27 protein-coding genes are annotated in these 25,151 nt (G+C 62.4%); 8 read left to right on the top strand and 19 right to left on the bottom strand.

What is annotated here, in order from left to right; genetic code table 11:
• Window positions 1–251: 251 nt before the first annotated feature.
• The 6 genes from AC0L2X_RS01480 to AC0L2X_RS01455 form a co-directional block, all read right to left on the bottom strand.
• Window positions 252–1,142, bottom strand: coding sequence for an SDR family NAD(P)-dependent oxidoreductase (locus AC0L2X_RS01480; protein ID WP_473599229.1), 891 nt, complete (start codon window positions 1,140–1,142; stop codon window positions 252–254).
• Entirely contained in the window at window positions 1,139–1,918 is a 780-nt protein-coding gene (locus AC0L2X_RS01475) for a hypothetical protein (protein ID WP_473553284.1), read from the bottom strand. The genes AC0L2X_RS01480 and AC0L2X_RS01475 overlap by 4 nt, the downstream gene beginning before the upstream one ends.
• A gap of 11 nt (window positions 1,919–1,929) precedes the next feature.
• Complete coding sequence (locus AC0L2X_RS01470; RefSeq protein WP_473553678.1) at window positions 1,930–2,517, bottom strand: protein-S-isoprenylcysteine O-methyltransferase; 588 nt, start codon at window positions 2,515–2,517, stop codon at window positions 1,930–1,932.
• Window positions 2,518–2,718: 201 nt separating this feature from the next.
• Window positions 2,719–3,291 (bottom strand): hypothetical protein, encoded by a 573-nt coding sequence (locus AC0L2X_RS01465; protein ID WP_473553677.1) that lies wholly within the window; start codon window positions 3,289–3,291, stop codon window positions 2,719–2,721.
• A 148-nt stretch (window positions 3,292–3,439) separates the two neighbouring features.
• Window positions 3,440–3,574 (bottom strand): ABC transporter, encoded by a 135-nt coding sequence (locus tag AC0L2X_RS01460; protein ID WP_352503875.1) that lies wholly within the window; start codon window positions 3,572–3,574, stop codon window positions 3,440–3,442.
• 198 nt (window positions 3,575–3,772) lie between these two features.
• Window positions 3,773–4,345: a L,D-transpeptidase gene (locus tag AC0L2X_RS01455; RefSeq protein ID WP_473553281.1), complete on the bottom strand. Its 573-nt coding sequence runs from the start codon at window positions 4,343–4,345 to the stop codon at window positions 3,773–3,775.
• A gap of 189 nt (window positions 4,346–4,534) precedes the next feature.
• Between AC0L2X_RS01455 and AC0L2X_RS01450 the strand changes: the two genes are divergently transcribed.
• Window positions 4,535–5,290 carry an SDR family NAD(P)-dependent oxidoreductase gene (locus tag AC0L2X_RS01450; protein ID WP_473553278.1) on the top strand — a complete coding sequence of 252 codons (756 nt, stop codon included), beginning with the start codon at window positions 4,535–4,537 and terminating at the stop codon, window positions 5,288–5,290.
• A 252-nt stretch (window positions 5,291–5,542) separates the two neighbouring features.
• Here AC0L2X_RS01450 and der read toward each other — a convergent pair whose 3' ends face one another.
• A complete protein-coding gene (gene der / locus AC0L2X_RS01445; protein ID WP_473553274.1) occupies window positions 5,543–6,976 on the bottom strand; it encodes a ribosome biogenesis GTPase Der in 1,434 nt (477 codons plus the stop codon).
• 6 nt (window positions 6,977–6,982) lie between these two features.
• Complete coding sequence (locus tag AC0L2X_RS01440) at window positions 6,983–7,648, bottom strand: tetratricopeptide repeat protein (RefSeq protein ID WP_023674063.1); 666 nt, start codon at window positions 7,646–7,648, stop codon at window positions 6,983–6,985.
• 204 nt (window positions 7,649–7,852) lie between these two features.
• Between AC0L2X_RS01440 and AC0L2X_RS01435 the strand changes: the two genes are divergently transcribed.
• Window positions 7,853–8,845, top strand: coding sequence for a polysaccharide deacetylase family protein (locus AC0L2X_RS01435; protein WP_473599246.1), 993 nt, complete (start codon window positions 7,853–7,855; stop codon window positions 8,843–8,845).
• Window positions 8,846–8,871: 26 nt separating this feature from the next.
• Here the strand turns inward: AC0L2X_RS01435 and sbmA are convergent, their stop codons facing one another.
• The 3 genes from sbmA to AC0L2X_RS01420 form a co-directional block, all read right to left on the bottom strand.
• Entirely contained in the window at window positions 8,872–10,149 is a 1,278-nt protein-coding gene (sbmA, locus tag AC0L2X_RS01430; RefSeq protein ID WP_473599228.1) for a peptide antibiotic transporter SbmA, read from the bottom strand.
• Window positions 10,150–10,267: 118 nt separating this feature from the next.
• On the bottom strand, window positions 10,268–11,422 hold the full coding sequence (locus AC0L2X_RS01425; protein WP_473553269.1) for a YbfB/YjiJ family MFS transporter: 1,155 nt from the start codon (window positions 11,420–11,422) through the stop codon (window positions 10,268–10,270).
• A gap of 123 nt (window positions 11,423–11,545) precedes the next feature.
• Window positions 11,546–11,749 (bottom strand): hypothetical protein, encoded by a 204-nt coding sequence (locus AC0L2X_RS01420; RefSeq protein ID WP_473553265.1) that lies wholly within the window; start codon window positions 11,747–11,749, stop codon window positions 11,546–11,548.
• A gap of 97 nt (window positions 11,750–11,846) precedes the next feature.
• On the opposite strand from AC0L2X_RS01420, the gene AC0L2X_RS01415 reads away from it, so the two are divergent.
• From AC0L2X_RS01415 to AC0L2X_RS01405, 3 genes are all read left to right on the top strand, one after another.
• Window positions 11,847–12,761: a LysR substrate-binding domain-containing protein gene (locus AC0L2X_RS01415; protein WP_473553263.1), complete on the top strand. Its 915-nt coding sequence runs from the start codon at window positions 11,847–11,849 to the stop codon at window positions 12,759–12,761.
• A gap of 81 nt (window positions 12,762–12,842) precedes the next feature.
• Window positions 12,843–14,099, top strand: a complete 1,257-nt coding sequence (locus tag AC0L2X_RS01410; protein ID WP_473553261.1) for an aminopeptidase — start codon at window positions 12,843–12,845, stop codon at window positions 14,097–14,099.
• Window positions 14,100–14,156: 57 nt separating this feature from the next.
• Complete coding sequence (locus AC0L2X_RS01405) at window positions 14,157–14,513, top strand: DUF488 domain-containing protein (protein ID WP_473553259.1); 357 nt, start codon at window positions 14,157–14,159, stop codon at window positions 14,511–14,513.
• Window positions 14,514–14,704: 191 nt separating this feature from the next.
• On the opposite strand, the gene AC0L2X_RS01400 is transcribed toward AC0L2X_RS01405, so the two are convergent.
• A complete protein-coding gene (locus AC0L2X_RS01400) occupies window positions 14,705–15,058 on the bottom strand; it encodes an ArsC family reductase (RefSeq protein ID WP_473553674.1) in 354 nt (117 codons plus the stop codon).
• A 172-nt stretch (window positions 15,059–15,230) separates the two neighbouring features.
• On the opposite strand from AC0L2X_RS01400, the gene AC0L2X_RS01395 reads away from it, so the two are divergent.
• Window positions 15,231–15,581, top strand: a complete 351-nt coding sequence (locus AC0L2X_RS01395; protein WP_352489544.1) for an ArsR/SmtB family transcription factor — start codon at window positions 15,231–15,233, stop codon at window positions 15,579–15,581.
• Entirely contained in the window at window positions 15,578–16,063 is a 486-nt protein-coding gene (locus AC0L2X_RS01390) for an SRPBCC family protein (RefSeq protein WP_473553256.1), read from the top strand. Before AC0L2X_RS01395 ends, AC0L2X_RS01390 begins: the two co-directional genes overlap by 4 nt.
• Before the next feature lie 126 nt (window positions 16,064–16,189).
• Here AC0L2X_RS01390 and AC0L2X_RS01385 read toward each other — a convergent pair whose 3' ends face one another.
• The 7 genes from AC0L2X_RS01385 to AC0L2X_RS01355 all read right to left on the bottom strand — a co-directional run bounded on the left by AC0L2X_RS01385 (window position 16,190) and on the right by AC0L2X_RS01355 (window position 23,700).
• Entirely contained in the window at window positions 16,190–17,617 is a 1,428-nt protein-coding gene (locus AC0L2X_RS01385; protein ID WP_473553253.1) for an aldehyde dehydrogenase family protein, read from the bottom strand.
• Window positions 17,618–17,651: 34 nt separating this feature from the next.
• Window positions 17,652–18,737: an ABC transporter ATP-binding protein gene (locus AC0L2X_RS01380; RefSeq protein ID WP_473553251.1), complete on the bottom strand. Its 1,086-nt coding sequence runs from the start codon at window positions 18,735–18,737 to the stop codon at window positions 17,652–17,654.
• On the bottom strand, window positions 18,727–19,335 hold the full coding sequence (locus AC0L2X_RS01375; RefSeq protein ID WP_473553248.1) for a cupin domain-containing protein: 609 nt from the start codon (window positions 19,333–19,335) through the stop codon (window positions 18,727–18,729). The genes AC0L2X_RS01380 and AC0L2X_RS01375 overlap by 11 nt, the downstream gene beginning before the upstream one ends.
• Window positions 19,336–19,514: 179 nt before the next feature.
• Window positions 19,515–20,585: an ABC transporter substrate-binding protein gene (locus AC0L2X_RS01370; RefSeq protein ID WP_473553245.1), complete on the bottom strand. Its 1,071-nt coding sequence runs from the start codon at window positions 20,583–20,585 to the stop codon at window positions 19,515–19,517.
• Complete coding sequence (locus AC0L2X_RS01365) at window positions 20,570–21,448, bottom strand: ABC transporter permease (protein ID WP_473553242.1); 879 nt, start codon at window positions 21,446–21,448, stop codon at window positions 20,570–20,572. Before AC0L2X_RS01365 ends, AC0L2X_RS01370 begins: the two co-directional genes overlap by 16 nt.
• Entirely contained in the window at window positions 21,445–22,332 is an 888-nt protein-coding gene (locus AC0L2X_RS01360; RefSeq protein ID WP_473553239.1) for an ABC transporter permease, read from the bottom strand. The genes AC0L2X_RS01365 and AC0L2X_RS01360 overlap by 4 nt, the downstream gene beginning before the upstream one ends.
• Before the next feature lie 84 nt (window positions 22,333–22,416).
• On the bottom strand, window positions 22,417–23,700 hold the full coding sequence (locus AC0L2X_RS01355; protein WP_473553237.1) for an NAD(P)/FAD-dependent oxidoreductase: 1,284 nt from the start codon (window positions 23,698–23,700) through the stop codon (window positions 22,417–22,419).
• 225 nt (window positions 23,701–23,925) lie between these two features.
• On the opposite strand from AC0L2X_RS01355, the gene AC0L2X_RS01350 reads away from it, so the two are divergent.
• On the top strand, window positions 23,926–25,083 hold the full coding sequence (locus AC0L2X_RS01350) for a fumarylacetoacetate hydrolase family protein (protein ID WP_473553234.1): 1,158 nt from the start codon (window positions 23,926–23,928) through the stop codon (window positions 25,081–25,083).
• Window positions 25,084–25,151: the final 68 nt, after the last annotated feature.

Below are 25,151 nucleotides of genomic sequence, written 5' to 3'. Positions count from 1 at the left end.
AATCTCCCCCCTTGAGGGGGAGATGTCCGGCAGGACAGAGGGGGGTGCTGGCCCGCCAGCGCTGCGTAAGCTTCCCCTCAGTGGCGCTTCTTCGCCCTGCCGACGAACGGGTTGTCCGAGGTGCGCAAGGCGATGCGGATCGGCACGCCAGGCATGTCGAAAGCCTCGCCTCTATGCTACCAACATGCTTAACGCCCTTCATCGGCGAGCGGTCTCTTGCTTCGATGAGGTTTTTCGGTGGCGCGCTGCGGTCAGGGGCTAATTCCCCGAGGGCCCCGGCGTAGCTGAAACTGGCGGGTACCGCAGCATTTCTTGAACTTCATACCTGAACCGCAAGGACATTGATCATTGCCGCCGCGTTGCAGCCGGCCGACCAGGGGCAGCAGCGCTGCGGAAGGCAGGAGCGCTGCCGCAAGGGCAGCCAACTTGGCCGAGATTCCCGGTACGACGAGGCGACGACCGGATTTGAACCCTCGCCACGCCCGTTCGGCCACATACTCCGGATCCACCTTGGGCAAGATGTTGAAGAGCACCGTCTGATTGGCGCCTGACCTTGCGAGAAACTCCGTCGACACCGGGCCTGGTGCAACGCATGTGACCGTCACACCGGTTCGGCGCAATTCTTGGTGAAGCGCTTCTGAGAAGAAGCGCACGAAAGCTTTGCTAGCGAAGTACAGAGCCATATAAGGCCCGGGAACGAACCCGGCCACGGAACTGAGATTGAGCACCCCGCCCCGTCGGCGCGCCACCATTCCCGGCAGAAAATGGAGGGTCAGTTCTGTGAGGGAATGTATGTTGAGATCGATGATGCCGAGTTGACCATTAATAGGCAGCGCCGTCGTCGCGCCCCGCAGGCCATAGCCGGCGCTGTTGACCAGGACATCACAGACTAGGCCGTGTGCCGACAGAAAGCCCTCCAGGCGCGTTGGCGCATCGCCTGCCACGAGATCCAACTCGAGCGTGAATGCCTCGCCGCCCCTCTCCCGAACCTCAGACGCCGCAGCGGCCAAACCCTCGGGCGAGCGGGCAACCAGCACAACCGCACCGCGCTCCTGTGCAGCGACGCTCGCAATTGCCCGGCCAATTCCACCCGAGCCGCCAATCACGACGATAGCTGGCCGGAATTCACAGTGCGAAATCATGTCGCGTTCCTCTGTTTTGCAGGAGCGGCAACACTTTGACCGAGCAGCACCACTTCATTGGCGACAGTGCCGTTCAGGATCTTTTCAAATCTCTCCAGTGCACGTGCGACGTTCGCTCCATCCATTACCCGGTGATCGTAGTGGATGCGGACATTCACCGATCCGTCTTTGCCGATCGGACCGTAGTTGAGAAGCGTGGTCAATGGTGTCAGCGGGTTGAGTGATTCCGCACCGAGACCAGAATAGACGGACAGTTGGAAGGTACCGAAGTAATTTGACCTTTGCCGGGCGATGTTCAACCCTAGCCACATAAGCAGCCACCTGACTGGCGCGGGCGCACCTGCCATCCGCAAGGCGCGCCGGAACTCCGGGACCTCCAGGATCGGCCGTGATCGAGCCGCGTGGATGGATTCCTCAAGTTCCGTGATGGAGTAGCGCTCCGGGCGCTTGATGCAGCTCAGCAGAACGGCCGGCTCGCCATCATATTCGCGCTCGTGGGCAATCGAGGCTACGCTTGCCGGATACTCGTAAAGCTGCGGCCAGGGCAACTTGACATAGGCGCGCCGCAGCTCCGGCATCTCTAGGGCAAGAAGCGCATATCCTTTCAGGAAGATCGCGGTCCACGAAGGCCTGGTCTGCTGCGCCATTCTAGCCCTTACGAGTGGGCCGAGGTTCATCTGACGCTGCACCGCGACCCGTGGCACGCCGATCGAAAACCTCATCAGATCGCCAACAAGGCGCCGGGGCGCGGAAAGCTTGAGGGCTCGGCCTCGCATCAAACGTACCTCTAATAAAGATAAGGGAATATTCGCTTGGTCTTTTCCATATAGGCACGGTATTGCGGGCCGAAATTCTCCAGCATCATACGCTCTTCCTCGTCCACTCTCAGCAGGAAAAGGACTGCGGACCCAATCAAACCCGATATGCCCGCAACCCAGTTCGGCAGCAGAAAGAGCTGGCCGAGGCCCATGAGCAGGAACGAGGTATACATCGGGTGGCGGACCAAAGCGTATGGTCCGGCGCAGATGAGTTCATGCCGTTCGCGGATCTCCAGCGTAATCGACCAGTTACGGCCAAGTTCCTTGTGGGACCTGCGAAAAACCCATAGCGCGGAGCAGAAGATGATTGTGCCGAGAGCCACGGCCCACGCGCTGGCCGGGTGGTCAGCCGCTGCGGGCATGCCGGTGACAACATAGAAGGCAGGCAGGATTGCGAGGCCAAACAGAGCAGATGCAAGCCCGACGATGTCGGAACGTGAGCGGTAGCCAGTTACAATTCGCACGCGCCTTGCCCGGCGCTCGAAGGGATACCGGATCACGTACCAAGCAACGATGCCGATCAACCAGATGACCTCGCCAAGTGAGGCTGCCGCAATGCTCACTTCAGGTCACCAGCGCCCTTTCTGCGATCGCGACTGTAGCAGCTGCCCCTAGGTATGGCCACTTCACCCATCGCCCTCGATTTCGTCACCGGCCGACCTTCAGGCGCAGCGATCCTCTCCGAGTTAGTCCGCAGACGCGAAAGCCGGAGGGGCAGTACCGATCGCATTCGGTCCCATTCATCCCTCGAATCTTGGTTATGTATTCATCTCCCGAAGCTCGGTTATGAATTGTTGCGGCCGGAGCTGAATGGCGGGAGTCTTATATCCCATGGAATGAGCGATGTTCGCCACGAAGCCGTTGCAGTTCAAGACCGTCGCCTGCCAGACATGCGAACTCGCCTGCAGCTTGCGGATGTAGGCAACGACTTTGTCGTATTCGGCCCGGGTCAGTATGATTTGCCAGCTTGCGGATCTGTATGGTTCTTCCAGATCACCGTCGCTCCACCCGGTTTCGGCTGGCACCGGCACGACATGGCCCAGAACATAGGGAACCGCACTGTTCGAAGCCGGGTGAAGGCCCGCGACTTGGGGATCGATCATTCTCCCGGCCCGGTCCACGCGCCCAAAAACTGCGTAGGTGTGGCCGTAGCTTAGGGCGTAGCGGGAGCGGAACTCGATGAAGTACCGCTCGTCGTTTTTTTGAGGCGCAGCTCCGCCATCGGCATAAGATACGAAATTCGGCTGGGGCGGCAGGTCTTTCGTCTGACATGCCGCTGCCGGGAGGGCCACCAACGCCACAAGCAAGAGACGGCTATTTACAAGCGTCATCGCCGCGTCCATTCCCGAACTTCACAAAGCACAGACTTAATAACGGCCTATGCCCGCCAACCGCGCCCTAGGCTATGAAGCCGGCCAAAGCCCCGGCTGCGTATGTATGGGGAAGGGCTTGGCACCCCTTCCCCATACAAGCCGGTCCTTACTTAATCACTGGTTGCTCTACCGGAGCGGGCGCCGGAGCTTTACCCTTTCCTTTGCCGATCCAGTCGTTCGCGCAGCCGCTCAGGCTGGCAACGGCGAGCACAGCAACCATTGCAATCAATATCCTGTTCATCAAGCAATCCTTTCCCCGGGGGCGGAATAGCCTATAGAATCGCCACAAATAAACGATATGCAGCCTCACAAAGTTAGCTGCGATCTACACCAACGCCTAGTGCAGAAATGACACAGTTGGCACCCAGTTGCCGGCGGCACCTTTGCGGTGACGTGCTGGCAGAGTTCACCATCCAACGGAGATCAGGCCTGCCCACCATCAAACAACCACCACCGTCGTGCCCAAAGGAGTACGGTCGTAGAGGTCAATGACGTCGTCATTTATCATACGGATGCACCCGTTCGATACCGCTGTGCCTATCGTCCATGGCTCGTTTGTACCATGTATCCGGAAGTGGGTGTCGCGCCCGCCTTGATAGAGATAAAGAGCACGCGCACCAAGCGGGTTGTTTGGTCCGCCAGGAACCCCCCCTGCATACTGCACCAGGCGCGGCTTGCGCTTCATCATGCTGGCGGTGGGTGTCCACGACGGCCAGTCCGCCTTGCGGCCGACGGTCGCTGTACCCTTGAACGAAAGTCCCTGCTCGCCGACGCCGACGCCGTAGCGCGTCGCCCACCCGTCCGTCTCGACGGCATAGAGAAAATGTTGCGAAGTATCGACGACGATCGTTCCGGCCGGCTCGTTTCCGTCGTACCGCACATGCTGCCGTCGGTAACGAGGATTCAGGCCAAGCCTTGGTCCGAACGCGGATGAAATCGACGTACATCCGGAGACCATCAGAGCCAGACTACCCAGCACGAGCCCCCGGCGCGCAATGTGGTGTTCTTCCATTTCTACCTGCTAGGAAACTGGTCATCTACCGCCGCCCTCGTCTCTACCATTCCAAGGGCTGCGGGCCAAGTCTCGCTGTGTGGTGGCAAAATGAATTCACAGGATTGACAAGCGAATTGGAGTGAAACTTCTTGCGATGACCGTCTGCCTCTGTTCGGTTATGTCAAAAATGGGCATAGGACAGAGCCGATGAAGCCTGACTTCCAAGGTAAAGTCGCGATTGTGACCGGCGCAGGCTCAGGAATAGGGGCGGCTGTTTCACGGCAACTCGCGCAAGAAGGAGCCGAGATTGTTGTCGCCGACCTTGATGCCGAGGCCGCGCACTGCACAGCCGCCGAAATAAGCTCGCAAGGAGGCAGGGCCTACGACTTTGCGGTAGATGTCACGGATGCGGCAGCCGTGGAAAAGCTGATCGAGTTCACTGTCCAGAAATGCGGCGGACTGGATATGGCGGTAAACAATGCAGGTATCGACGGCATTCGAAAAGCGACGGCAGACTATCCGCTCGACAACTGGCACAAACTGATAAACGTTAATCTCAATGGCGTTTTCTACAGCATGAAGTACGAAATCGCCGCGATGCTGGATCGAGGCGGAGGTGCCATCGTGAACATGTCCTCCGTTCTCGGTTCCGTCGGCTTGCCAACTGCGTCCGCTTACACGGCAGCGAAACACGGGGTCGTTGGATTAACCAAGGTTGCGGCGATTGAATATGCTAGGATGGGCATCCGGATCAATGTCGTCGGCCCCGGCTGGATCGAAACGCCTCTTTTATCGGAGCAAATGGAGGCATTAGCCAGCCGGCGCATGGCAGGTCTTCAGCCGATGGGCAGGCGCGGGAAACCGGAAGAGGTAGCGGCTCTTGTATGCTTCCTCTTGTCCGACCAGGCCAGCTTTATCACTGGGAGCTACCATCTGGTGGACGGAGCTTACACCGCCCATTAGATGCAGAGGCTGCCCCCACTCGCGCCGGCCACCGTCAGGGCGATGACGCCGGAGATCGCCGGGCTGCCCGCACTGCCTGAGATGGCGCTGTTGCCGCATCGCAAGGAAGGCCGAGCCAGACCCGGTGGCGGCGCGACTTGCCGACATCCTGCTGCAGGTGTCGGTGGAATCGCCTCCCCGAAAATGTGCAGGCGCTGCCCGCGAGCGGCCTGCGGAGCGTAGCCTGATGCTGGCGCCCAGAAGACGCGCAGCTCAGCGGCGCTTCTTCGCCCTGCCGGCGAAAGGATTGTCCGAGGTGCGCAAGGCGATGCGGATCGGCACGCCGGGCATGTCGAAAGCCTCGCGCAGGCTGTTCGAGAGATAGCGGACGTAGGATTGCGGCATCGCATCGGGGCGCGAGCAGGAGACGACGAAGCCCGGCGGCCGCGTCTTGGCCTGCGTGACATATTTGATCTTCAGCCTACGCCCGGCGACGGCGGGCGGCGGATGATGCGCCAGGATGCCTTCCAGCCAGCGGTTGAGCTTGCCGGTCGAGACACGGCTGTTCCAAACTCGATGCGTCCGGATGACGGCATCCATCAGCTTGTCGAGGCCACGCCCGGTCTCGGCCGAAACCGGCACCGCCTGCATGCCGCGCGCCTGCGGCAGCAGCCGCTCGGTTTTTTCGCGCAGCTCGGCCAGCAGCTCCTGGGGATGATCGACAAGGTCCCATTTGTTGAAGGCGATCACCGGGGCACGGCCCTCGCGGATGATCAGGTCGGCGATCTGCAGATCCTGCTTCTCGAAGGGAATGGTCGCGTCCAGTACAATGATCACGATCTCGGCAAAGCGGATGGCGCGCAAGCCGTCCTGCACCGACATCACTTCGAGCTTTTCGTGGATCCTCGCCTTGCGGCGCATGCCGGCGGTGTCGAACAATTTTAAGCGGCGGCCATGCCAGTCCCAGTCGACCGAGATGGAATCGCGAGTGATGCCGGCCTCGGGGCCGGTCAACAGCCGCTCCTCGCCGATCAGCGCGTTGATCAGCGTCGACTTGCCGGCGTTGGGACGGCCGACGACGGCGATGCGCATCGGCTTGGTGTCGTCATAGCTCGGCTCGGCGTCCGGGTCGGTGATGTCCTCGCCGATCAGCACCTCGCTGGCGGCGATCTCCTCGTCACCGGCCTCTTCGTCCTCACCGAAGGCGCGCGCCTCGCCAAGTGCTGCGATCACCGCGTCGCGCAAATCGGGCAGGCCCTGGCCGTGTTCGGCCGAGACCGGGATCGGTTCGCCAAGGCCGAGCTCCCAGGCCTCCAGCATGCCGCCCTGGGCGCCGCGCGCCTCAGCCTTGTTGGCGACGACGACAACCGGCTTGCCGGATTTGCGCACGATCTCGGCGAACGTCTTGTCGTCGGGCATCAGCCCGGACTTGGCATCGATCGTGAAAAAGATCAGGTCGGCCTCGCGGATGGCGATCTCGGTCTGGGCGCGCATGCGGCCGGGCAGCGTCGAAGCAGCCGCATCCTCGAAGCCGGCGGTGTCGATGACGTCGAAATGCAGATCGTAGAGCTTTGCGGCATGGACGCGACGATCGCGGGTGACGCCCGGCGTATCGTCGACAAGCGCCAGCTTCCTTCCCACCAGCCGGTTGAAAAGAGTCGATTTGCCGACGTTAGGCCGGCCGATGATGGCGACTTTGAAAGTCATGGAATATCACGACACGCCGCCCGAGCCGCGGATCAGCTCGGACATCAATGTCGCCCGCTCGCGCGTGTTGCGCGGGGCGCCGTCGTCCGCGGCGATCTGGTCGAACAGCTTCAATGCATCCGCCGCCTTGCCTTCCTTCCAGGCGGCAAGGCCAAGCGCCTCGCGCGCCGTATGGCGAAGCGTGTTGGTGTCGGCGGTGAGCGCCTCGACGCGGCTGGAGACATCGGCGAAAGAACCGTGATCGACCAGCAGCAGAGCGGCCCTGAGGCGCGCCATGTCGCGAATGCCGGAGGGGATCTTGGTGTCGGCGGCGACCTCGTCGAAATCCTTGACGGCGGCGTCGACGTCGCCCTTGTCCGCCTTGACGGTTGCCGCGCGCATACGGGCGAGCAGCGGATAGGCGCCGTAGCCGTCCTTCTCCAACGCCTCCAGAGCGGCAAGCGCCTCGTCGTTCTTGCCGTCATTGGCGAGCTTGAGCGCCTGCGAGAAGGCATCGCCCGAGCGGTTAGCGCGGGTCTCGTCCCAATAGCGGTAGCCGACGACGGCAGCAGTGCCGAGCACCACCAGCACGGCCAGCACGAGCAAGGCGGGACCGAAACGGTCCCACAGCGCATGCGCCTGGTCGCGACGAATCTCTTCGTTGACTTCGCGGATAAAACTGTCGTCCGACATGGATCAAAACCATTCATGCCCCGGCCGGGGCGGTTGATGAGCCCGCGTTTTAGCGAAATTTTGCCGGCATGGAAGGGGTTCGGCAGGAAAATCGCCTATTCACGAGGCAGTCGCCGCCAAAGGCGGCCGCACGGGTCGATCGTATCCGTGCCATATTTCACCGGTAGGCGGTGCTTCTACGTTCCTCAATCCAGTCAGATGCCTTTGCCCCGTTTGTCCCGCGTTGTTGCGTTTTCGATCGCGTCGCTTGCGGCGGGCGCGGCTTTTTCCGACCCGCCGGCGGCGCCGGCAAAGCCGAAACAGGTCGTCATCATCTCGTTCGACAGCGCCCGCGACATTTCGCAGTGGCAGCGCAGCCGGGCGCTAGCCGCACGCACAGGTGCGCATTTCACCTATTTCGTCTCCTGCGTGTTTCTGCTGTCGCCCGAGACACGCAAGCAATACACCGCGCCGGGCAAGACAGAGGGCAAATCGAATATCGGCTTCGCCGCCTCCAGACAGGAAGTCGCCGACCGGCTCGAGCAGATCAACCTCGCCGCCTCGGAAGGCCACGATGTCGGCAGCCATGGCTGCGGCCATTTCGACGGCAAGGACTGGAGCAAGGCCGACTGGCTGAGCGAGTTCGGCTCATTCAAGCGTATTCTCGAAAACGCCTATTCGATCAACGGCATTGCTCCTGAACCGAAGGGCTGGCGCGATTTCGCACGTAAATCGGTGGTCGGGTTTCGCGCGCCCTACCTGTCGGCAAACAAGGCGCTCTACGAGGCGCTGCCCGCGGCCGGCTTCCTGCTCGACGCAAGCGGCGTCTCGCGTGGGCCGGTCGAGCCGCCGACCGTCAAGGGCGTCACGCGCTTTTCGCTGCCGCAGATCCCGGAAGGACCGAGCTCAAGGCGGGTGGTCGCCATGGACTACAATCTCTATGTCAGGCATTCCGGCGGCTTCGAGCGGCCGAGCATGGCGGAAGAGTTCACTGAGCGGACCTATCATGCCTTTCGCGCCGCCTTCGATGCGCAATACCAGAGCAAGCGCATTCCGCTTGAGCTCGGCTTCCACTTCACGCTGATGAACGACGGCGCCTACTGGAACGCGCTGGAACGCTTTGCCGGCGAGGTCTGCGTGATGAAACAAGTCGAGTGTATCAGCTTTCGCGACTATGTTTCGCGGCGAGGCGAACGGCAGGCGGCGGTGGGCGGCTGAGCCCAAGTGATCGCCGCCCGCCATCATCAGCTTACCGGCTGGTCCTCAGGGCGCAAGCCGGCTTGCTCACGTTCCAGATAGCGCTGGTCGATTTCAGGCAGCGGTTCCCCTTCCAGCGTCGCCTCGAAGGCGCGTAGGCGTTTGTGCACCGACTGCAATTCAACGATGGTCGACCAGGATGTGAGCAGGAACTGGAGCGATCCTGTTACCCGGCCAAACGCATTGGAAATCTGCTGGAAGGCTCCGAAAGTTATTCTGTGAGCCACAAAGGATGGTCCAAGGATCAGCATGGCGAAGATATTGTCGGCCTGCAGGTAGGTGTAACGCACAACATTGAAATAGATGTAGTGAAAATAGAGCCGGAAATAGTTGTGACGAACCTTGGAAAACAGCTCGGCAGTGGTTGCAGGCTGAGCTCGATCTTCGTGATCTTCGCCATAGACGAGTTCTTTACGATAAGCTGCCTCGACACGCTGGTTCCGGAACTGCAGGCCCGGCAGTTTCAATCCGGCAACCATGACTGAGATTGTTCCGAACAGGCACCAGGCCAATGCGGCAACGACCAAAGGCTGAGGAATCGCACCGACGATTGGCAGTTCGCTGATATGGCTCTGCAATTGGATCATCACCGGCAGGAATGCGATTAAGGTCATGATCGACTGGACAAAGCTGGAACCCAGATCTTCCATGATCTGCGAGAACCGCATCGTATCCTCCTGAATACGTTGTGAGGCGCCCTCGATGTGGCGGAGCCTGCTCCAGTTCTCCACGAAGTAATTGTTCATCGCGGTGCGCCAGCGGAATATCCAGTGGCTCACGATGAAGGCATTGACGACCTGCACATTCATTCCTATCAGCGCGAGCCACGAAAAGCTGGCCAATCCGGCATAAAACTCTGCGTCGGTGGACTTAATAGTCCCCGACATCAATCCCTGGATATAGTCAAAGAAAGGCCCATACCAGGCGTTGACCGCGACACTGACCTGTACATTGAAATAGATGAGGAACAGGATGACCGCGCTGATCAATATCGACCAGTTTTGCCACGGATGCGGTGCATACCAACTCCAGAACGCATAAAAGACGGCAACGCAAAAAGCGAAATAGAGATAGAACCAGAGAAACGGGTTCGACCAGAGCACGGCAATACCAATAATGGGCGGTGCATCAGCCGCAGCCGGCGGCAAGCCGAACACAGCGCCCACCTGTTCGCCACCGAAAAACCAGAACAGGATAGCGGCAAGGCTCCAGACGGCCAGCGAACTGAAGAACAGCTTCGGCTGCGGGAAGAAGGATACAAACACTGTGGGGAAATCCTCGCTCGATGCGCAAATCAGCGGCGTTGTTCAGCGGGCATAAAGTCACACATTAGTGGGAAAGAAAATGCCCGTGCCCGACGCCCGGCGCCGAGCAAGACCATAATCATGGCGATTTTGGCGCAGCCGACCAGGCGATCGCACCCGAGGTCAGCAGGACGGCGGCGGCCACGATCGAGGCAAGGAAAAAGTTACCCGAGGCCTGCGCGAGCAGCCCGGCGACGATTGGGCCGATGATCTGGCCGAGGCCGAAGGCTGCGGTCATCACCGCCAGCATCCTGCGTGGTGCTTGCGGAGCAAGCTGCCTGCCGGCCTGCAGGCCAAGCGCGGTGATGGCTATGAAGGTGCCGCCGACAAGAAGGCCGCCGAGCAGCGGCCCGGTGCGCCCGCCCATGACGACACTGGCGCTGACGCCGACCACCTCGACCAGGCACCCCAGGGCGTAGGTGACATAGAGCCCGATCCTGGGCGCAAGCTTCTGCCACAGCCAGACCGAGGGAAAACCGGCAAGTCCGGTGACCATCCAGACCACGGCCTCGAAGACGCGGCCGCCGCCGCCCTGGCGGACGATGGCGACCAGGAACGTTGCCGTGACGATGTAGCCGAAGCCGAACAGGCCGTAGGCGACGATGATCTTCACCAGCGACCGGTCTTTCGGCAGTGCCGGCTCGCTCCCGATGGTGCTGTTCGCGGCCGAGGTGCCGCCGGCCAGCAAGGCGACGGCGGCAAAGCCGCAGGCCGAAATCACCGCGGACCACAGCCAGCCCGCGGCCCAGCCGGCATGTTCGGTGACGAGGACTGCCAACAGCGCCGAGGACGCTGCGATGCCGAGGCCGACACCGCCGAAATACAGCGCCTGCAGGTCGTTTCGCCCGGCCGCGGCGAGATGACCGAAAACGATGCTGGTCATGAAGACCAGGACAAAGGCGCTTGCAACGCCGGCAAGAAAGCGGATGAGGAGAAAGGCGGGCATGGTGCCGGTCAGGCCCATCAGGCCGGCGAGGATCGCGGTGGCGGCAAGGCCGGCCAGCATCAGCTGGCGCTCGCGGCCTTGCGCCCAGCCGCCGGTGGCGGCAAGTGCGCCGACGAGGTAGCCGAGATAATTGGCCGATGCGATCCAGCCGGCATCAGCCGGCGACAGGCCGAGCTCTTCCATCATGCCGGGCAGGATCGGCGTATAGACGAAGCGGCCGATGCCCATGGCGACGGCCAGGGCAATCATGCCGGCGATTGCCAGGCGCAAGGGTGAAGCGATGTTCATCGCGGTGCACCATAGGTGCGCCTGCCGGTGAGACAATCCGCCTTTTGTTGGGCCAGAAGGGTTGCGCAGCCACGTCGGCGGCCGGCTCGCCTGAGGTGCCAAGCACGATCCTCGTTCAGGAACTCAGCCGCAGCAGGTCGATGCCGTCTCGAAGCGGGTACGACGCGCGGTCAGCCTGAACGGCATGTCGGCGAGTTCGCGCTCCGACATGGTGTCGAGCACCGGATGCGCCAGCGGATCGGTCACCCAGCTGGTGGCCTCGCTGTCATGCCAGTGTGGCTGCGTTCCGATCGGGGAAAAGGCGCTGAGCCATGATAAAATCTTCATCAGGTTTGCCTCCTCACTCTGAGTAACCCACTTAGAATCCGGCATCCGGGAGTGTCTGGCAATTGAGATTTCAGCCGTTCGAGTTTAGAAAAACTGTATGGCTATGCTGAACCGCGTCCATCTCAACGGCTTGCGCGCCGTCGAAGCCGTCGCCCGCCTGGGCTCGCTCGCAGCGGCGGCCGGCGAGCTCAACGTCTCTGTCAGCGCCGTCAGCCAGCAGATCAACCGGACAGAAAAGCAGCTCGGCCGGGCGCTGTTCGAACGAACGCCAGCTGGCCTGGTGGCGACGGAGTTCGGCACGGTCTTTACCGCGCGGCTCAGCGCCGGATTTCGCGAGCTCGCACAGGCGGTAGCGCTTGCCGATGAAAGCTCGGAGTGCACGCTGGTGGTTTCGGTGGCGCCGGCTTTCGCCTCGAAATGGCTGCTGCCGCGGCTGTCGCGGCATTTTGCCCGGCATCCGAACGTGCTCCTGCGCATCGATGCCTCGGTGCGGCTTGCCGATCTCGATCGTTCGGACATCGACGTCGCCATCCGGCTCGGCGACGGCAAATGGCCCGGCGGGCGGGCCGAATTGCTGCTGGCGCAGGAGGTGTTTCCGGTCTGTGCACCGGTGATCGCCAGCAAGCTGAAATCGATAGAGGACCTTGCTTTGACCTGTGCGATCACCGACGAAAGATCGATGATCAGTTGGGAGAGCTGGTTCGAAGCGGCCGGGGTGAAGCCGGTCACCTTCATGAAAGGCGCGCGCTTCACCGATCCGATGCTGTGCCTGGAATCGGCGATTGCCGGGCACGGCGTCATGCTCGGCTGGCAGTTGCTGGCCGCCGACGCGCTGGCCGACGGCCGTCTCGTTGCGCCGTTCGGCATACGCGCCCAGAGCGGGCTCGGCTATTGGCTGGTGACCTCGGCCAGCAAGAGCGAAAGCCGCAAGGTCAGGGATTTCAAGATCTGGATCCGCGAAGAGATCGAGGGGACGATGGCGCAGTTCAGGTCGCTCGAGAGCGCCAGCTGAGGCTGCCGGCATCATCACGGTGGAAAGGTCGGTAGCGCCGGTCTATGTAAGAAACAGTCCCCAATCACGGCAGGCAGGATCATGACCACACATTCGCGCGGCGTTTCCGCAACCATCGACCCGGTAAAGCTCGACAGGCTGGCGGAGGTCGCCGTCAAGGTCGGGCTGCAATTGCAGCCCGGTCAGGATCTGGTGCTGACCTCGTCTATTGCAGCGCTGCCTTTGACGCGGCGGATCGTCGAGCACGCCTACAAGGCAGGTGCGGGCCTGGTGACGCCGATCTTCAACGATGACGAGATCACGCTGGCGCGCTTCCGGTACGGCGCCGACGCTGGTTTCGACCGCGCCGCCGGCTGGCTCTATGAAGGCATGGCAAAAGCCTTCGCCAGCAATGCGGCGAGGCTTGCCGTGCGCGGCGAGGATCCGTCGCTGCTTTCTTCTCAAGACCCGGCAAGGGTGGCGCGTGCCAACAAGGCGAATTCGATGGCCTACCAGCCGGCGCTGGAGAAGATCACCGGTTTCGACATCAACTGGAACATCGTCGCCTATCCCGATCAGGCCTGGGCCAAGCAGGTTTTCCCGGACGACGCCGAAGACGTCGCCGTGGCCAAGCTTGCCGACGCCATCTTTGCCGCCTCGCGGGTGGATGTCGAAGACCCGATCGGCAATTGGACGGCGCACAATGCGGCGTTGAAGAGCCGCACCGAATGGCTGAACGGCCACAATTTCCACGCACTGCATTTCACCGGCCCCGGCACCGACCTGACCGTCGGGCTGGCCGATGGCCACGAGTGGATGGGCGGCGCCTCGACCGCCAAGAACGGCATCACCTGCAACCCCAACATCCCGACCGAAGAGGTTTTCACCACGCCGCATGCAAGGCGCGTCGAGGGTCATGTCACCAGCACCAAGCCGCTGTCCTATCAGGGTACTCTGATCGACGGCATTGCGGTGCGTTTCGAGGCGGGCCGTATCGTCGAGGCCAAGGCCACGAAGGGCGAGGATGTGCTGCAAAAGGTGCTGGATACCGACGAAGGCTCGCGCCGTCTCGGCGAGGTGGCGCTGGTGCCGCATTCCTCGCCGATCGCAAAGAGCGGGCTCTTGTTTTTCAACACGCTGTTCGACGAGAACGCCGCCTGCCACATCGCGCTCGGCCAGTGCTATTCGAAGTGCTTCGTCGACGGGGCCTCGCTCAGCCAGGACGAGATCGCGGCGCGCGGCGGCAACAAGAGTTTCATCCACATCGACTGGATGATCGGCTCGGACAAGATCGACATAGACGGCGTCCATAAGGACGGCAGCCGCGTGCCGGTGATGCGCAAGGGCGAGTGGGTTTAGGCCGGGGATCTGTAAGCGAAAGCCGGCAAGCAGCGTCGCCTGCTGGCCCATGCGGAGTTGGCAATGGAGCTCGCGGTCAAGCGCATCTATGAGCCGCCGTCGCCCGATGACGGGCAGCGGGTGCTGGTGGATCGCATATGGCCGCGCGGCGTCCGCAAAGAGGACGCGGCACTGACACTATGGCTGAAGGACATCGCGCCAAGCGATGGGTTGCGCAAATGGTTCGGCCATGAGCCGGCGCGCTGGGCGGAGTTCCAGCGGCGATACCGCGATGAGCTCGACCGGAACGGCGAGGCGGTGGCGGAACTGCGCGCTCTGCTGGGCAAAGGCCGGGTGACGCTGCTCTACGGCGCCCATGACGAGGCCCACAATAATGCGGTGGCACTGGCGAGCTATTTGCGTGGGATCAATTAGTCACGCCGGCGGGACAGCGCCCCCCTCTGGCCTGCCGGCCATCTCCCCCTCTAGTGGGGAGATTGGATGTCACTTCGGCTTTCGCTGGTCTCCAACGAAGGGCGCTTTCGGCGAAGCTGCCAATCTCCCCACTTGAGGGGGAGATGTCCGGCAGGACAGAGGGGGGCGCGACGGATCGCGGCGGGTCGGTCCTATTTCCCACTCACCGCCTGCTGATAAACATCAGGCTTGAAGCCAACGAGAATCCTGTCGCCGATTTCCAGCACCGGTCGCTTTATCATCGTTGGTTTGGCCAGCATCAGCGCCTTGGCCTTGTTCTCGTCCAGGCCCAGTCTGTCCTCCTCCGACAGTTCACGGAACGTTGTGCTCGCCTTGTTGAGCAGGATTTCCCAGCCGACCTTGCCTGACCAGCCGTTCAGCCGATCCGCGTCAAGCCCGTCTGCCCTGTAGTCGTAAAAGCGATAGGCAACATCATGGCTCGCCAGCCAGACACGCGCCTTCTTGACCGTATCGCAATTGGTGATGCCGTACATGGTGATCGTCAAAACGCGTCCTCGGACCAGTCGAATCTGACGGCACCCTAAAACCGCGCCTCTCGGTTTTCCAGCGGCCTCGCCGGGCATCTGCGATTTTCGCGCTTGCCAATAGTAAGGAATTTCCCTAAGTGTTTTCTAAGCCAACTCTGTCACGCGGAATGGCCGAGGCAAGGAAACGACCATGACGAGCCTGCAGACCGAAAGCCCCCAGCCGATCGACGGCGTTTTCCGGGCGCTCGCCGATCCGACCCGGCGACGCGTGGTCGAGCGACTGAACCGAAGCCCCGCCTCGGTCAGCGAGCTTGCGCAGCCGTTCGAGATGGCCCTGCCATCCTTCATCGAGCATCTCAGGGTTCTGGAAGGCTGCGGGCTGGTGCATTCGGAGAAGGCAGGCCGCGTCAGGACCTACCGGCTTGCGCCGGAGCCGCTGAAGCTCGCGGAAAACTGGCTGTCCGAGCAGCGTGCGCTGTGGGAGCGCCGTCTCGACCAGTTCGACGATTACGTGCTGAAACTCAAGGAGACAGACAGATGAATATGGTGCCGTTGTTCCAGCCCGATCCGAAGCTCGACCTCGTGCTCGAACGGACGATCGAGGCGCCACGGGAACTGCTGTGGACGGCCTTGACGAAGCCCGAGCATGTCCGACAATGGTTCACGCCGAAGCCGTGGATCATCACCGATTGCGAGATCGACCTGCGGCCCGGCGGCCTGTTCCGCACCCGCATGCAGTCGCCCGACGGCAAGGAGATCAACGACAGGCGTTGCTGCTACCTCGAGATCGTCCAGAACGAGCGGCTGGTGTGGACCGATGCGCTGCTGCCAGGCTACCGGCCGTCAGGCGATCCATTCATTACAGCGGTCATATCGCTGCAATCGCATGGCGAGACGACGCGCTACACCGCCACCGCCATCCACCGCGACGAAGCAACGCGCAACAGCCACGAGGAGATGGGCTTCTACGACGGCTGGGGCACGGTGGCGGATCAGTTGGCCGGCTATCTCAAGACGATCTGAGGCGACCCTGCTTCGCACTCACATTGCGGCCACGGAATCGTCGTGGCCGTTCAAGCGAACGCCGGTGCCGAAGGCACCAACCATTGCAACAAACTTGACGGTTGGCGTGATGCCAATGTCGAAGGCTCAGGCGCCGTATCCGATGATGCCCTTGATCTCGAGGAAATCGTGGATGGCCCAGTCGGCGTATTCGCGGCCGTTGCCGGACTGCTTGTAGCCGCCGAAGGGCGCGAACGTGTCCCATTCCGGATAGTTGATCGAGACCTGCCCGGCGCGCAGCCGGCCGGCAATCTTGCGCGCGTGGTCGATATCCCGGGACTGCACGTAGGCTGCCAGCCCATAGACGGTGTCGTTGGCGATCTTCACCGCATCATCATCGTCATCATAGGAGATGACCGACAGGACCGGCCCGAAAATCTCCTCCTTCTCGATGGTCATGCCGGGTCTGACGTGGCCGAAAACGGTCGGCCGCACATAATAGCCGCGGTTGAGGTGCTCCGGCCGGCCGGGGCCGCCGGTGACCAGCGTCGCGCCCTCGGCGATGCCTGCCTCGATCAGCCGTTGGATCTTGTCGAACTGGATGTTGCTGACCACCGGCCCGAGCTTGGTCTCCTCGGAGCGTGGGTCGCCGACCTTGTGCCGTTCGGCGGCCTTCTTGGCGATCGTCAGCGCCTCGTCGTGACGGGCGGCCGGCACCAGCATGCGGGTCGGCGCATCGCAGGACTGGCCGCTATTGCCGAAGCAGGCGTTGACACCCTTGCGCACCGCCGTCTCGAAGTCGGCGTCGGGCAGCACGATGTTGGCCGATTTTCCGCCCAGCTCCTGCGCGACGCGCTTGACGGTCTCGGCCGCCGTCTTGGCGACGATGATGCCAGCCCGGGTCGACCCGGTGAACGAGACCATGTCGACATCGGGATGGCCGGCCATGACCTGGCCGACATCGGGACCAGTGCCATTCACCATATTGTAGACGCCCTTCGGCGTGCCGGCTGCGTCCATCACCTCGGAAAAGATGATGCCGCTGATCGGCGCGATTTCGGAAGGCTTTAAAACGACGGTGCAGCCGGCGGCGATGGCCGGTGCCACCTTGCAGACTATCTGGTTGAGCGGCCAGTTCCACGGTGTAATCAGCGCGCAGACGCCGATCGGCTCCTTGACCACCATGGTGGTGCCGCGCTTCTCACTGAATTCGTAGTCCTCAAGCGCCTTGATGGTGGCTTCCATATGCGCCCTGCCCGCCCAGGCCTGCGCCTCGCGCGCCCACCTGATCGGCGCGCCCATTTCCTGGCTGACCGCCTGGGCGATGTCTTCGTAGCGCTCATTGTAGACTTCGAGGATGCGCTTCAGTAGCTTCAGGCGCTCGGCCTTGGTCGTTTGCGAAAAGGCCGGGAATGCCGCCTTGGCTGCCGCCACGGCCTTGTCGACATCGGCTTTCGAGCCGACCGAGATTTTGGTGTAGACCTCTTCAGTGGACGGATCGATCACATCCAGCGTTGCCGGAACCACGGGGCCGACCCATTTGCCGCCGATGAAAAAATTGAGATGATTGCTCATGGGCTGTGCTCCGGTTTTCTGGAAATGAGTCAGACTAGCTGGGCAGCATAGGGCAGTTGGCGCCGCGGCGCAGGCTGATATGCGCCACGTCGCCGACGCTGAATTGAAAACCCTCTGTCCGGCGTGGTGCGTCGATCACCACCTGTGTCCCCTGCCCGAGCTCTGCATGAAGGCGCAAGGTGCGGCCGTGAAAGACGATGCTGTTCACCCGCACCGGTGCAGTACCGGCCGCGGCCTCGGTCGTGGCCAAAAGGTCCTCCGGACGCACGCCAATGGTGCGCACCGTGCCCTCGGCAGGCAATTCTCCTCTATCCGAAATCGCTTCCAGCGGCAGAGCGCCGGCGATGAACCGCAAGCGCTCGCCGTCACGGCCGACAAAGCGCGACTGCAGAAGGTTCATGGTGCCGATGAAGCTGGCGACGAATTTGGTGGCGGGCCGGTCGTAAAGGGTCGCCGGCGGCGCAATCTGCTCTATGCGGCCCTTGTTCATGACGACGATGCGGTCAGAGATCGACAGCGCCTCGGTCTGGTCGTGCGTGACCATGACGAAAGTGGTGCCAAGCCGCGACTGCAGCCGCTTCAATTCGACCTGCATTTGCTCGCGCAGATGCGCATCGAGCGCCGATAGCGGCTCATCGAGCAGCAGCACACGCGGCTCGCAGACGATGGCGCGGGCAAGCGCGACGCGCTGGCGCTGGCCACCCGACAATTCGGACACGCGGGCGCCGAGCTTTTCGGCAAGGCCGACCATGTCGAGCGCTGCGCCGACGCGCTTTGCCTGTTCGGCACCGGAGAGCTTGCGCAGCGACAGGCCGAAGCCGACATTTTCGGCGACGTTCATGTGCGGGAACAGCGCGTAATCCTGGAATACGGTGTTGACCGGGCGGTCGAAGGGCCTGAGCGCCGTGATGTCGCGCCCTTCGAGCAGGACCCTGCCGCTCGACGGGCTCTCGAAGCCGGCAATGACCCGCAGGCTGGTGGTCTTGCCGCAGCCGGACGGTCCGAGCAGGGTCAGGAACTCGCCGCGCGAAATATCGAGATCGACGGTGTCGAGCCCGACGATGCCGCCGGGGAAAATCTTGGAGACCTTGTCCAGCCGGACGAGCGGATCAGGCGCCATCGCGAACCTCGGACGGCTTGGTGGTGTTGACCCACAGGATCTGGCAACGCTCGCTGCCCGGATTGCGGAAGGCATGCAGCAACGTGCTCTTGAAGGCGAAGCTGTCGCCGGCCTTCAGCCCGTATCTGGTCGAATCGACCACCAGCTCGACCTCGCCCGACAGGACGAAGCCGAATTCATGGCCGGCATGGGCGTAGGCTTCGGCGGTGCCGCCACCGGCTTCCACCGTCACCAGCATGCCGGTCAGCGTGGCGGCCGGCGGCGACAGCAGCGCCTTGGCGATGCCTTCCGACTTGACCGGGATCTGACGCCGGCTGTTGGCGCGCACGCAATAGAGGTCGTTGCCGACATCGTTGCCGTCAACGATGAGCGCCGACGGCTCGATGTCGAGGGCGGCGGCAAGCGGCCAGATCACGCGTACCCGCAATGACGACATGCCGCGCTCGATCTGGCTCAGCGCACCGATCGACACGCCGGCTTTGGCGGCAAGTTCGGCCAGCGAGAGATTGCGCTCCAGCCTGAGCGCCCGCACTCGCCGGCCGACCCTGACGTCGGCGTCGTCCTTCGGCTTCTCAGCCGCTTCGTCCAGCATGTCCATTCGTTCGTCCTTGTTTGGTAAGGTTTCCCTTCTCCCCTTGTGGGAGAAGGTGGATCGGCGCGAAGCGCTGAGACGGATGAGGGGTGTTGGACGGAGTGCCGTCGGTGTCATCTGGAACACCCCTCATCCGTCGCCTTCGGCGACACCTTCTCCCACAAGGGGAGAAGGAAGAACCAGGCTCAGCCGCCTGCCTTGACCTTCTCGAACATCTTGGCGAGTTCGTCATTCTGTTTCATCGGCCCGGTGAAGATGGTGGTCTTCAGCATCACCTCGGGATCGGAAGGCAGCTGCAGTTTCTCCAGCTCCTCCTTCGGCACGGCGGCGAAAGCCGAGCTGGTCGAGCTGCCATAGCCGTAGGCCTGGATCAGGTATTTTCCGGAGTCCGCCTCAAGCCGGCTGTTGATGAAGTCATAAGCGAGGTCGACGTTCTTGGCGTCCTTGAGCATGACGAAACCGCAAGCCCAGGTCAGCATGCCTTCCTTCGGTTTCATGAACTCGACCGGCACGCCCTGCTTCTTCAGCGAGGTGGCCGAGGCGTTCCAGGTCATGGCGGCGACCAGCTGGCCGCTCGCCAGTGCCTGTTCGACCGAGGTCATGTCGGTGGTGTAGTTCGAGAGCAACGGGCGCTGCTCGCGCAGTTTTTCCGCCACCTTGTCCATCTGTTCCGGTGTCATATCGAACGGGTTGACGCCGGCGAGGAGGGCCGCCACCACCGGTGTGTCGTGGACGGCATCGATGGTCGCCATGCGCCCGGCATATTGCTTGTCCCAGAGCAGGTTCCAGCTGGCTTCCGGATTCTTCACCAGATCGGTGCGGTAGAGGATCGACGTGTTGCCCCAGTCCCACGGCACCATCCAGACCTTGCCGTCGCCGGCCTGCAGGTCGGGCAGGTTCTTGAAGACCGGGAAGATCGAATCCCAGTTCTTGATGCGCTTGGTGTCGATCGGCTGCAGCAGGCCTTCCTTGTTCCAGCGCGCCACCTTGTCATAGCAGGGATGCGCGATGTCGGGGCGGAAGCCGGCCTTGACCTTGGTGAAAGCGTCGTCGTCGTCGCCGAACATCGAGGCTTCGACACCATCGGGGTGCGCGGCGAGGAAGCTCTTGTTGAAGTCGGGCAGTTCATAGCCCGACCAGGTGAAATATTGCAGCTTGTCGCCGGCAAAGGCGACAGTCGACGCAAGTGCCAGCGCGAAGGCGGCCAGTCCGGTTTTCGCTGTCTTTGCCGTTATTGATTTCAGGTCGAATGCCATTGCAGTTCTCCTCTTTCGGTTTCTTCTGGTTTTGACAGGTTGGCGGGCGCTGGCCGCCGGGTGGCAGCGAGCCCGCGATGGCGCAGGATTTCAGCGAGTGCGGCGATGACGAACGACACGGCCAGGATCGCGGTGCCGAGCGCCATGACGGTCGGCAGCGATTTCGGGAAGCGCAGCTGGCTCCAGATATAAAGCGGCAGCGTCGGCTCGGAGCCGGCGAGGAAGAAGGCGACGATGAACTCGTCGAACGAGGTCAGGAAGGCCAGCATGAACGCCGAAATAATGGCGGGCAGGCTGAGCGGCAGCATCACCCGTCTGAAGGTCGTCCAGTCCGAGGCGCCGAGGTCGAGCGCTGCCTCACGGATGGTCTTCGGGATGGCGGCGAAGCGGCTGCGCATGACCACCACCGTCGTCGGCAGCGCCACCAATATGTGGCCGAGCACAATGGCAATGCGCGACGGCCCGAAACCGGCGAGATTGACCAGGATCAACAGCGAGATGCCTATGATAACGCCGGGGATCAGGATCGGCAGCCGCGCAATGGCGCTGATCGTTGCGGCCAGCGGCGAGCGGCCGTAGAGGTCTATATAGGACACGGTGATGCCGCAGAGCGTTGCGCCGGTGGCGGCAATGGCGCCGATGATGAGGCTGGTGGCAAGCGCACCGGACAACGCCGAATTGCCGACCAGCGTGCCATACCATTCAAGCGTGAAGCCTTGCAGCGGAAATGCCGCCTGGATCGAATTGTTGAAGGAAAACAGCGGGATCAGCAATATCGGCAGATACAGGAACACCAGATAGGCAAGGACGTAGGCTCCAAGCCAGCCGCCGCCTTGCTTTGCGTCCAGGCGCGCCGTGTTCATGTGCGGCTGCCGTATCGGCGGTCGGCGAAGCGCACCACCAGCACCACGGCGAGAATGACCAGCATGACGGCGACGGCAAGTGCGGCGCCGAATGGCCAGTCATTGGCCTTGCCGAACTCGGCCTGAATCAGCGTGCCGATCATGGTGCTGGCCGGACCACCGACCAGCGCCGGCGTCACATAGTCGCCGACGGTCGGCACGAAGACGACGAGGGCCGCAGCCAGCACGCCAGGCATCGAATTGGGCAGCACGACGCGGCGAAAGCTGGTGAACGGTTTTGCGCCGAGATCGGAAGCGGCTTCGAGCAGCGATTTCGGGATCGTGTCCAGCGCCACATAGATGGGCAGGATGGCGAACGGGGCATAAGCGTGGGCAAGCGTAACGACGACCGCTGCCGGCGTATTCAAGAACGCCAATGTCGGCTCCGACCAGAGGCCGCTTTCGATCAATGCCGAGTTGAGGACGCCATTATAGGCAAGCACGATCTTCCAGGCGAAGACGCGCAGCAGATAGCTGGTCCAGAACGGCAGGGTCAGCAGGAACAGCAGCAGCCCACGCCGCCGCCCGGCATGGAAAGCCAGATAGTAGGCAACGGGGTAGGCGGTGACGACGGTTGCCAGCGTCACCAGGCCGGCGATGCCAAGCGAGCGCAGCGTCACCGTCCAGTACAGCGGATCGGTGGCCACCGTGACGAAATTCGCAAGGGTGAAACCGGCCCCCAGCAGCGAGCCGTCATTGCCGCGAAAGGCCAGGAAGAACACCAGGCCAAGCGCGAAAAGGATCAGCAAGAAGGTGACCAACCCGCCGGGCAGCAGCATGGCGAAGCGAAAACCCGGCGAAGACCGGGTTTCCGGCAGCGGCTGCGTTGCGGCGATGGTCGACATCGACTGCCCATCATAATTTGAAATCGACCAAGCTTTTTTCATATTGGTGAAGCTGTCAAGCTGTTTCACGCTTGGGCATGAACGTCAGCGTTCGAAGGCGTCCACCATCCGGTACCAGGCGATGGTCGCGGCAACGCCGACCTGCCGAAACGCGTGAAACGGGATCGGCCGGATCGGCGATATCGGGAACGGCAATTGCCTGGTGTCGCCGCTCGACAGGTAGGAGGCGATGCGCTCACCAAGCGCGGTCATCAGACCGATGCCGCGGCCCTGGCAACCGACGACCGCCAGCAAACACTTCTCTGGCTCGTGGATATGCGGGAGATGGTCCGGCGTCATTGCCACCCGGCCGAACCAGCGCTTTTCAATGGCCACATCGGAAAGCGCCGGGTAGAGCCGCAGCAGCGCGCGTTCAAGATGCGCCCAGTCCGCCGGGCCGTTCGGCAAAGTCATGCGGCCGCGCCCACCAAGCACCAGCCGACCGTCGGCACTCTTGCGGTAATAGACCAGGATGCGGCGCGAATCCGAAACCGCCTGCCCGTCCGGCAGGATCGCCGCCGCGAGATTGGACGATAGCGGTGCTGTCGCGATCTGAAAGGAATGCAGCGGGACGATCGTCTCGGCGAGGCCGGGAAGCAGGCCGCCTGTATAGGCGTTGGTCGCCAGAACGATCGCCTTGGCCTTGAGTTCGGCGCCACTTTCCGTCGAAACGTGCCAAATGCCGGCATCCTTGCTGATCTGCATCACGTTCTGGCGCTCGGCGATCTTTACGCCCACCGCTGCAGCGACGCGCGCCAGTTCCGATATGTAGGCGAGCGGATCGATGACACCAGCACGGCGGTCGAGCCAGCCGCCGAGATAGCCCTGCGCGCCGGTCATCGTCGCGATCTCCGTCGCGCTCAGCAGCCGGACATCGGCGCCGCGGGCGCGCCACTGCCGATCCCGGTTCGCCGCCGCTTTCAGCGCGGTCTCGGTATGCGCGGCCTGGATCCAGCCATTGCGGACGAACGGCACCGCCATTCTTTCGTCGCGGATCAATTCGAAAACGGCGTCCGCCGTCGAGGCGGCAAAGTTGACGAGCGCTTCGCCGCGCTCGAGACCAAAATGCTCCAGCAGCCAGTCCGGATCGTATTTCAGGCCGGGAATGACCTGGCCGCCGTTCAGGCCGGACGCGCCGCTGCCGATTTCGCCGGCCTCCAGCACCTGGACGGCAAGGCCGAGCCGGGCAGCGTGCAAGGCCGTTGACAGACCCAGAATGCCGCCGCCGACGATGACGACATCGACGCATTGGCCGGCTGGAAAAAGCGACTGGAACGCGGTGGCTGTCCGCGGCTTCTGCCAGATTGGATCGGAAAACCGTAGGAGCAAGCGTCACCTGGAGATTTCAGTAGGTGAAAACCCTAGCGACGGTTTCATTATTTTGAAAGAGCGTTTTCCCTCCCGTTGGCGCACGTCAGCCTCGATCAAGGTCCAGCGATGCGAAGACTGGTTGAAAGAATTGACAAAGCTCGCCCCTGCAAGCGGGATAGACCTTTGGCGGGAATTTGTTGAAAGTGCCGCGGCCGAAGGACAAGACAACAGGAAATGTAAGCCATGACGAACGCCACACATTTGCCCACCGAAGGCCTCTTCGTAGGCCGCGCCCAGGCGAGCGATGCTTCCCATCCGCTGGTGGTCACGGTGCGTGACGGCACGGTCTTCGACATCACGTCAAATGTGGCGCCGACCGTACGCGACGTTTGCGAATTCCCGGATCCGGCGGGGCACGTCCGCTCGGCCAAGGGGCGGCCGATCGGTCCGCTCGATGCCATTGCCGCCAACAGTTTCGAGACAGCGCGCGATCCGGGGAAACCATACCTGCTGTCCCCCGTCGACCTGCAGGCGATCAAGGCATCTGGCGTCACCTTTGTCGTCAGCCTGCTCGAACGGGTGATTGAGGAGCAGGCGCGCGGCTCGGCCGAAAAGGCCGACGCCATTCGCGCCGACATCGCCGGGCTGATCGGCCACGATCTGTCGAAGCTCAAGCCCGGCTCGCCGGAAGCAATGAAGATCAAGGCCAAGCTGATTGCGCGCGGCGCCTGGTCGCAATATCTCGAAGTCGGCATCGGCCCCGACGCCGAGATCTTCACCAAATGCCAGCCGATGGCCTCGGTCGGCTTCGGCGCCGATGTCGGCCTGCATCCGGTTTCGACATGGAACAATCCGGAGCCGGAGATCGCCATGATTGCCGCCAGCAGCGGCAGGATTGTCGGGGCGACGATCGGCAACGACGTCAATCTGCGCGACGTCGAGGGGCGCTCGGCGCTGCTGCTCGGCAAAGCTAAGGACAACAACGCCTCGGCAGCACTTGGCCCCTTTATCCGGCTGTTCGACGAGGCGTTTTCCATCGGCGACGTGAAGCAGGCGATCGTACGGTTGAAGGTCGAGGGTGAGGATGGGTTCTCGCTGGAGGGCGCCAGTTCGATGGCCGAGATCAGCCGCTCGCCGGAAGAGCTGGTCGCCGCCGCCATGGGGCCGCACCACCAGTATCCGGACGGGCTGGCGCTCTATCTCGGCACGATGTTCGTGCCGTCGAAGGATCGCGGCGAAAAAGGCAAGGGCTTTACCCACAAGGTCGGCGACATCGTCACCATCTCGTCGGAGAAGTTCGGTGCCCTGGTCAACCGCGTGCGGCTGTCGCCCGACTGCCCACACTGGACCTACGGCGCCAGCCATCTGATGCGCGACCTCGCAAGGGCCGACCTCATCTAACAGCCCAACATCCGATAGATTCTAGAATTCTCTGATTGGAAATTACCTGCTCGTCGGCATTCGGGAGA

The sequence above is a fragment of the Mesorhizobium sp. WSM4828 genome (assembly GCF_055811175.1).
This window is presented reverse-complemented; position numbering and strand designations above follow the sequence as displayed.

Coding starts and splice junctions, on each gene's coding strand:
- AC0L2X_RS01480 (WP_473599229.1), bottom strand. CDS start 1,142: ATGATTTCGCACTGTGAATTCCGGCCAGCTATCGTCGTGATTGGCGGC.
- AC0L2X_RS01475 (WP_473553284.1), bottom strand. CDS start 1,918: ATGCGAGGCCGAGCCCTCAAGCTTTCCGCGCCCCGGCGCCTTGTTGGC.
- AC0L2X_RS01465 (WP_473553677.1), bottom strand. CDS start 3,291: ATGACGCTTGTAAATAGCCGTCTCTTGCTTGTGGCGTTGGTGGCCCTC.
- AC0L2X_RS01460 (WP_352503875.1), bottom strand. CDS start 3,574: ATGAACAGGATATTGATTGCAATGGTTGCTGTGCTCGCCGTTGCCAGC.
- AC0L2X_RS01455 (WP_473553281.1), bottom strand. CDS start 4,345: ATGGAAGAACACCACATTGCGCGCCGGGGGCTCGTGCTGGGTAGTCTG.
- AC0L2X_RS01450 (WP_473553278.1), top strand. CDS start 4,535: ATGAAGCCTGACTTCCAAGGTAAAGTCGCGATTGTGACCGGCGCAGGC.
- der (WP_473553274.1), bottom strand. CDS start 6,976: ATGACTTTCAAAGTCGCCATCATCGGCCGGCCTAACGTCGGCAAATCG.
- AC0L2X_RS01440 (WP_023674063.1), bottom strand. CDS start 7,648: ATGTCGGACGACAGTTTTATCCGCGAAGTCAACGAAGAGATTCGTCGC.
- AC0L2X_RS01425 (WP_473553269.1), bottom strand. CDS start 11,422: ATGAACATCGCTTCACCCTTGCGCCTGGCAATCGCCGGCATGATTGCC.
- AC0L2X_RS01420 (WP_473553265.1), bottom strand. CDS start 11,749: ATGAAGATTTTATCATGGCTCAGCGCCTTTTCCCCGATCGGAACGCAG.
- AC0L2X_RS01415 (WP_473553263.1), top strand. CDS start 11,847: ATGGCTATGCTGAACCGCGTCCATCTCAACGGCTTGCGCGCCGTCGAA.
- AC0L2X_RS01410 (WP_473553261.1), top strand. CDS start 12,843: ATGACCACACATTCGCGCGGCGTTTCCGCAACCATCGACCCGGTAAAG.
- AC0L2X_RS01395 (WP_352489544.1), top strand. CDS start 15,231: ATGACGAGCCTGCAGACCGAAAGCCCCCAGCCGATCGACGGCGTTTTC.
- AC0L2X_RS01390 (WP_473553256.1), top strand. CDS start 15,578: ATGAATATGGTGCCGTTGTTCCAGCCCGATCCGAAGCTCGACCTCGTG.
- AC0L2X_RS01385 (WP_473553253.1), bottom strand. CDS start 17,617: ATGAGCAATCATCTCAATTTTTTCATCGGCGGCAAATGGGTCGGCCCC.
- AC0L2X_RS01380 (WP_473553251.1), bottom strand. CDS start 18,737: ATGGCGCCTGATCCGCTCGTCCGGCTGGACAAGGTCTCCAAGATTTTC.
- AC0L2X_RS01375 (WP_473553248.1), bottom strand. CDS start 19,335: ATGGACATGCTGGACGAAGCGGCTGAGAAGCCGAAGGACGACGCCGAC.
- AC0L2X_RS01370 (WP_473553245.1), bottom strand. CDS start 20,585: ATGGCATTCGACCTGAAATCAATAACGGCAAAGACAGCGAAAACCGGA.
- AC0L2X_RS01365 (WP_473553242.1), bottom strand. CDS start 21,448: ATGAACACGGCGCGCCTGGACGCAAAGCAAGGCGGCGGCTGGCTTGGA.
- AC0L2X_RS01360 (WP_473553239.1), bottom strand. CDS start 22,332: ATGTCGACCATCGCCGCAACGCAGCCGCTGCCGGAAACCCGGTCTTCG.
- AC0L2X_RS01350 (WP_473553234.1), top strand. CDS start 23,926: ATGACGAACGCCACACATTTGCCCACCGAAGGCCTCTTCGTAGGCCGC.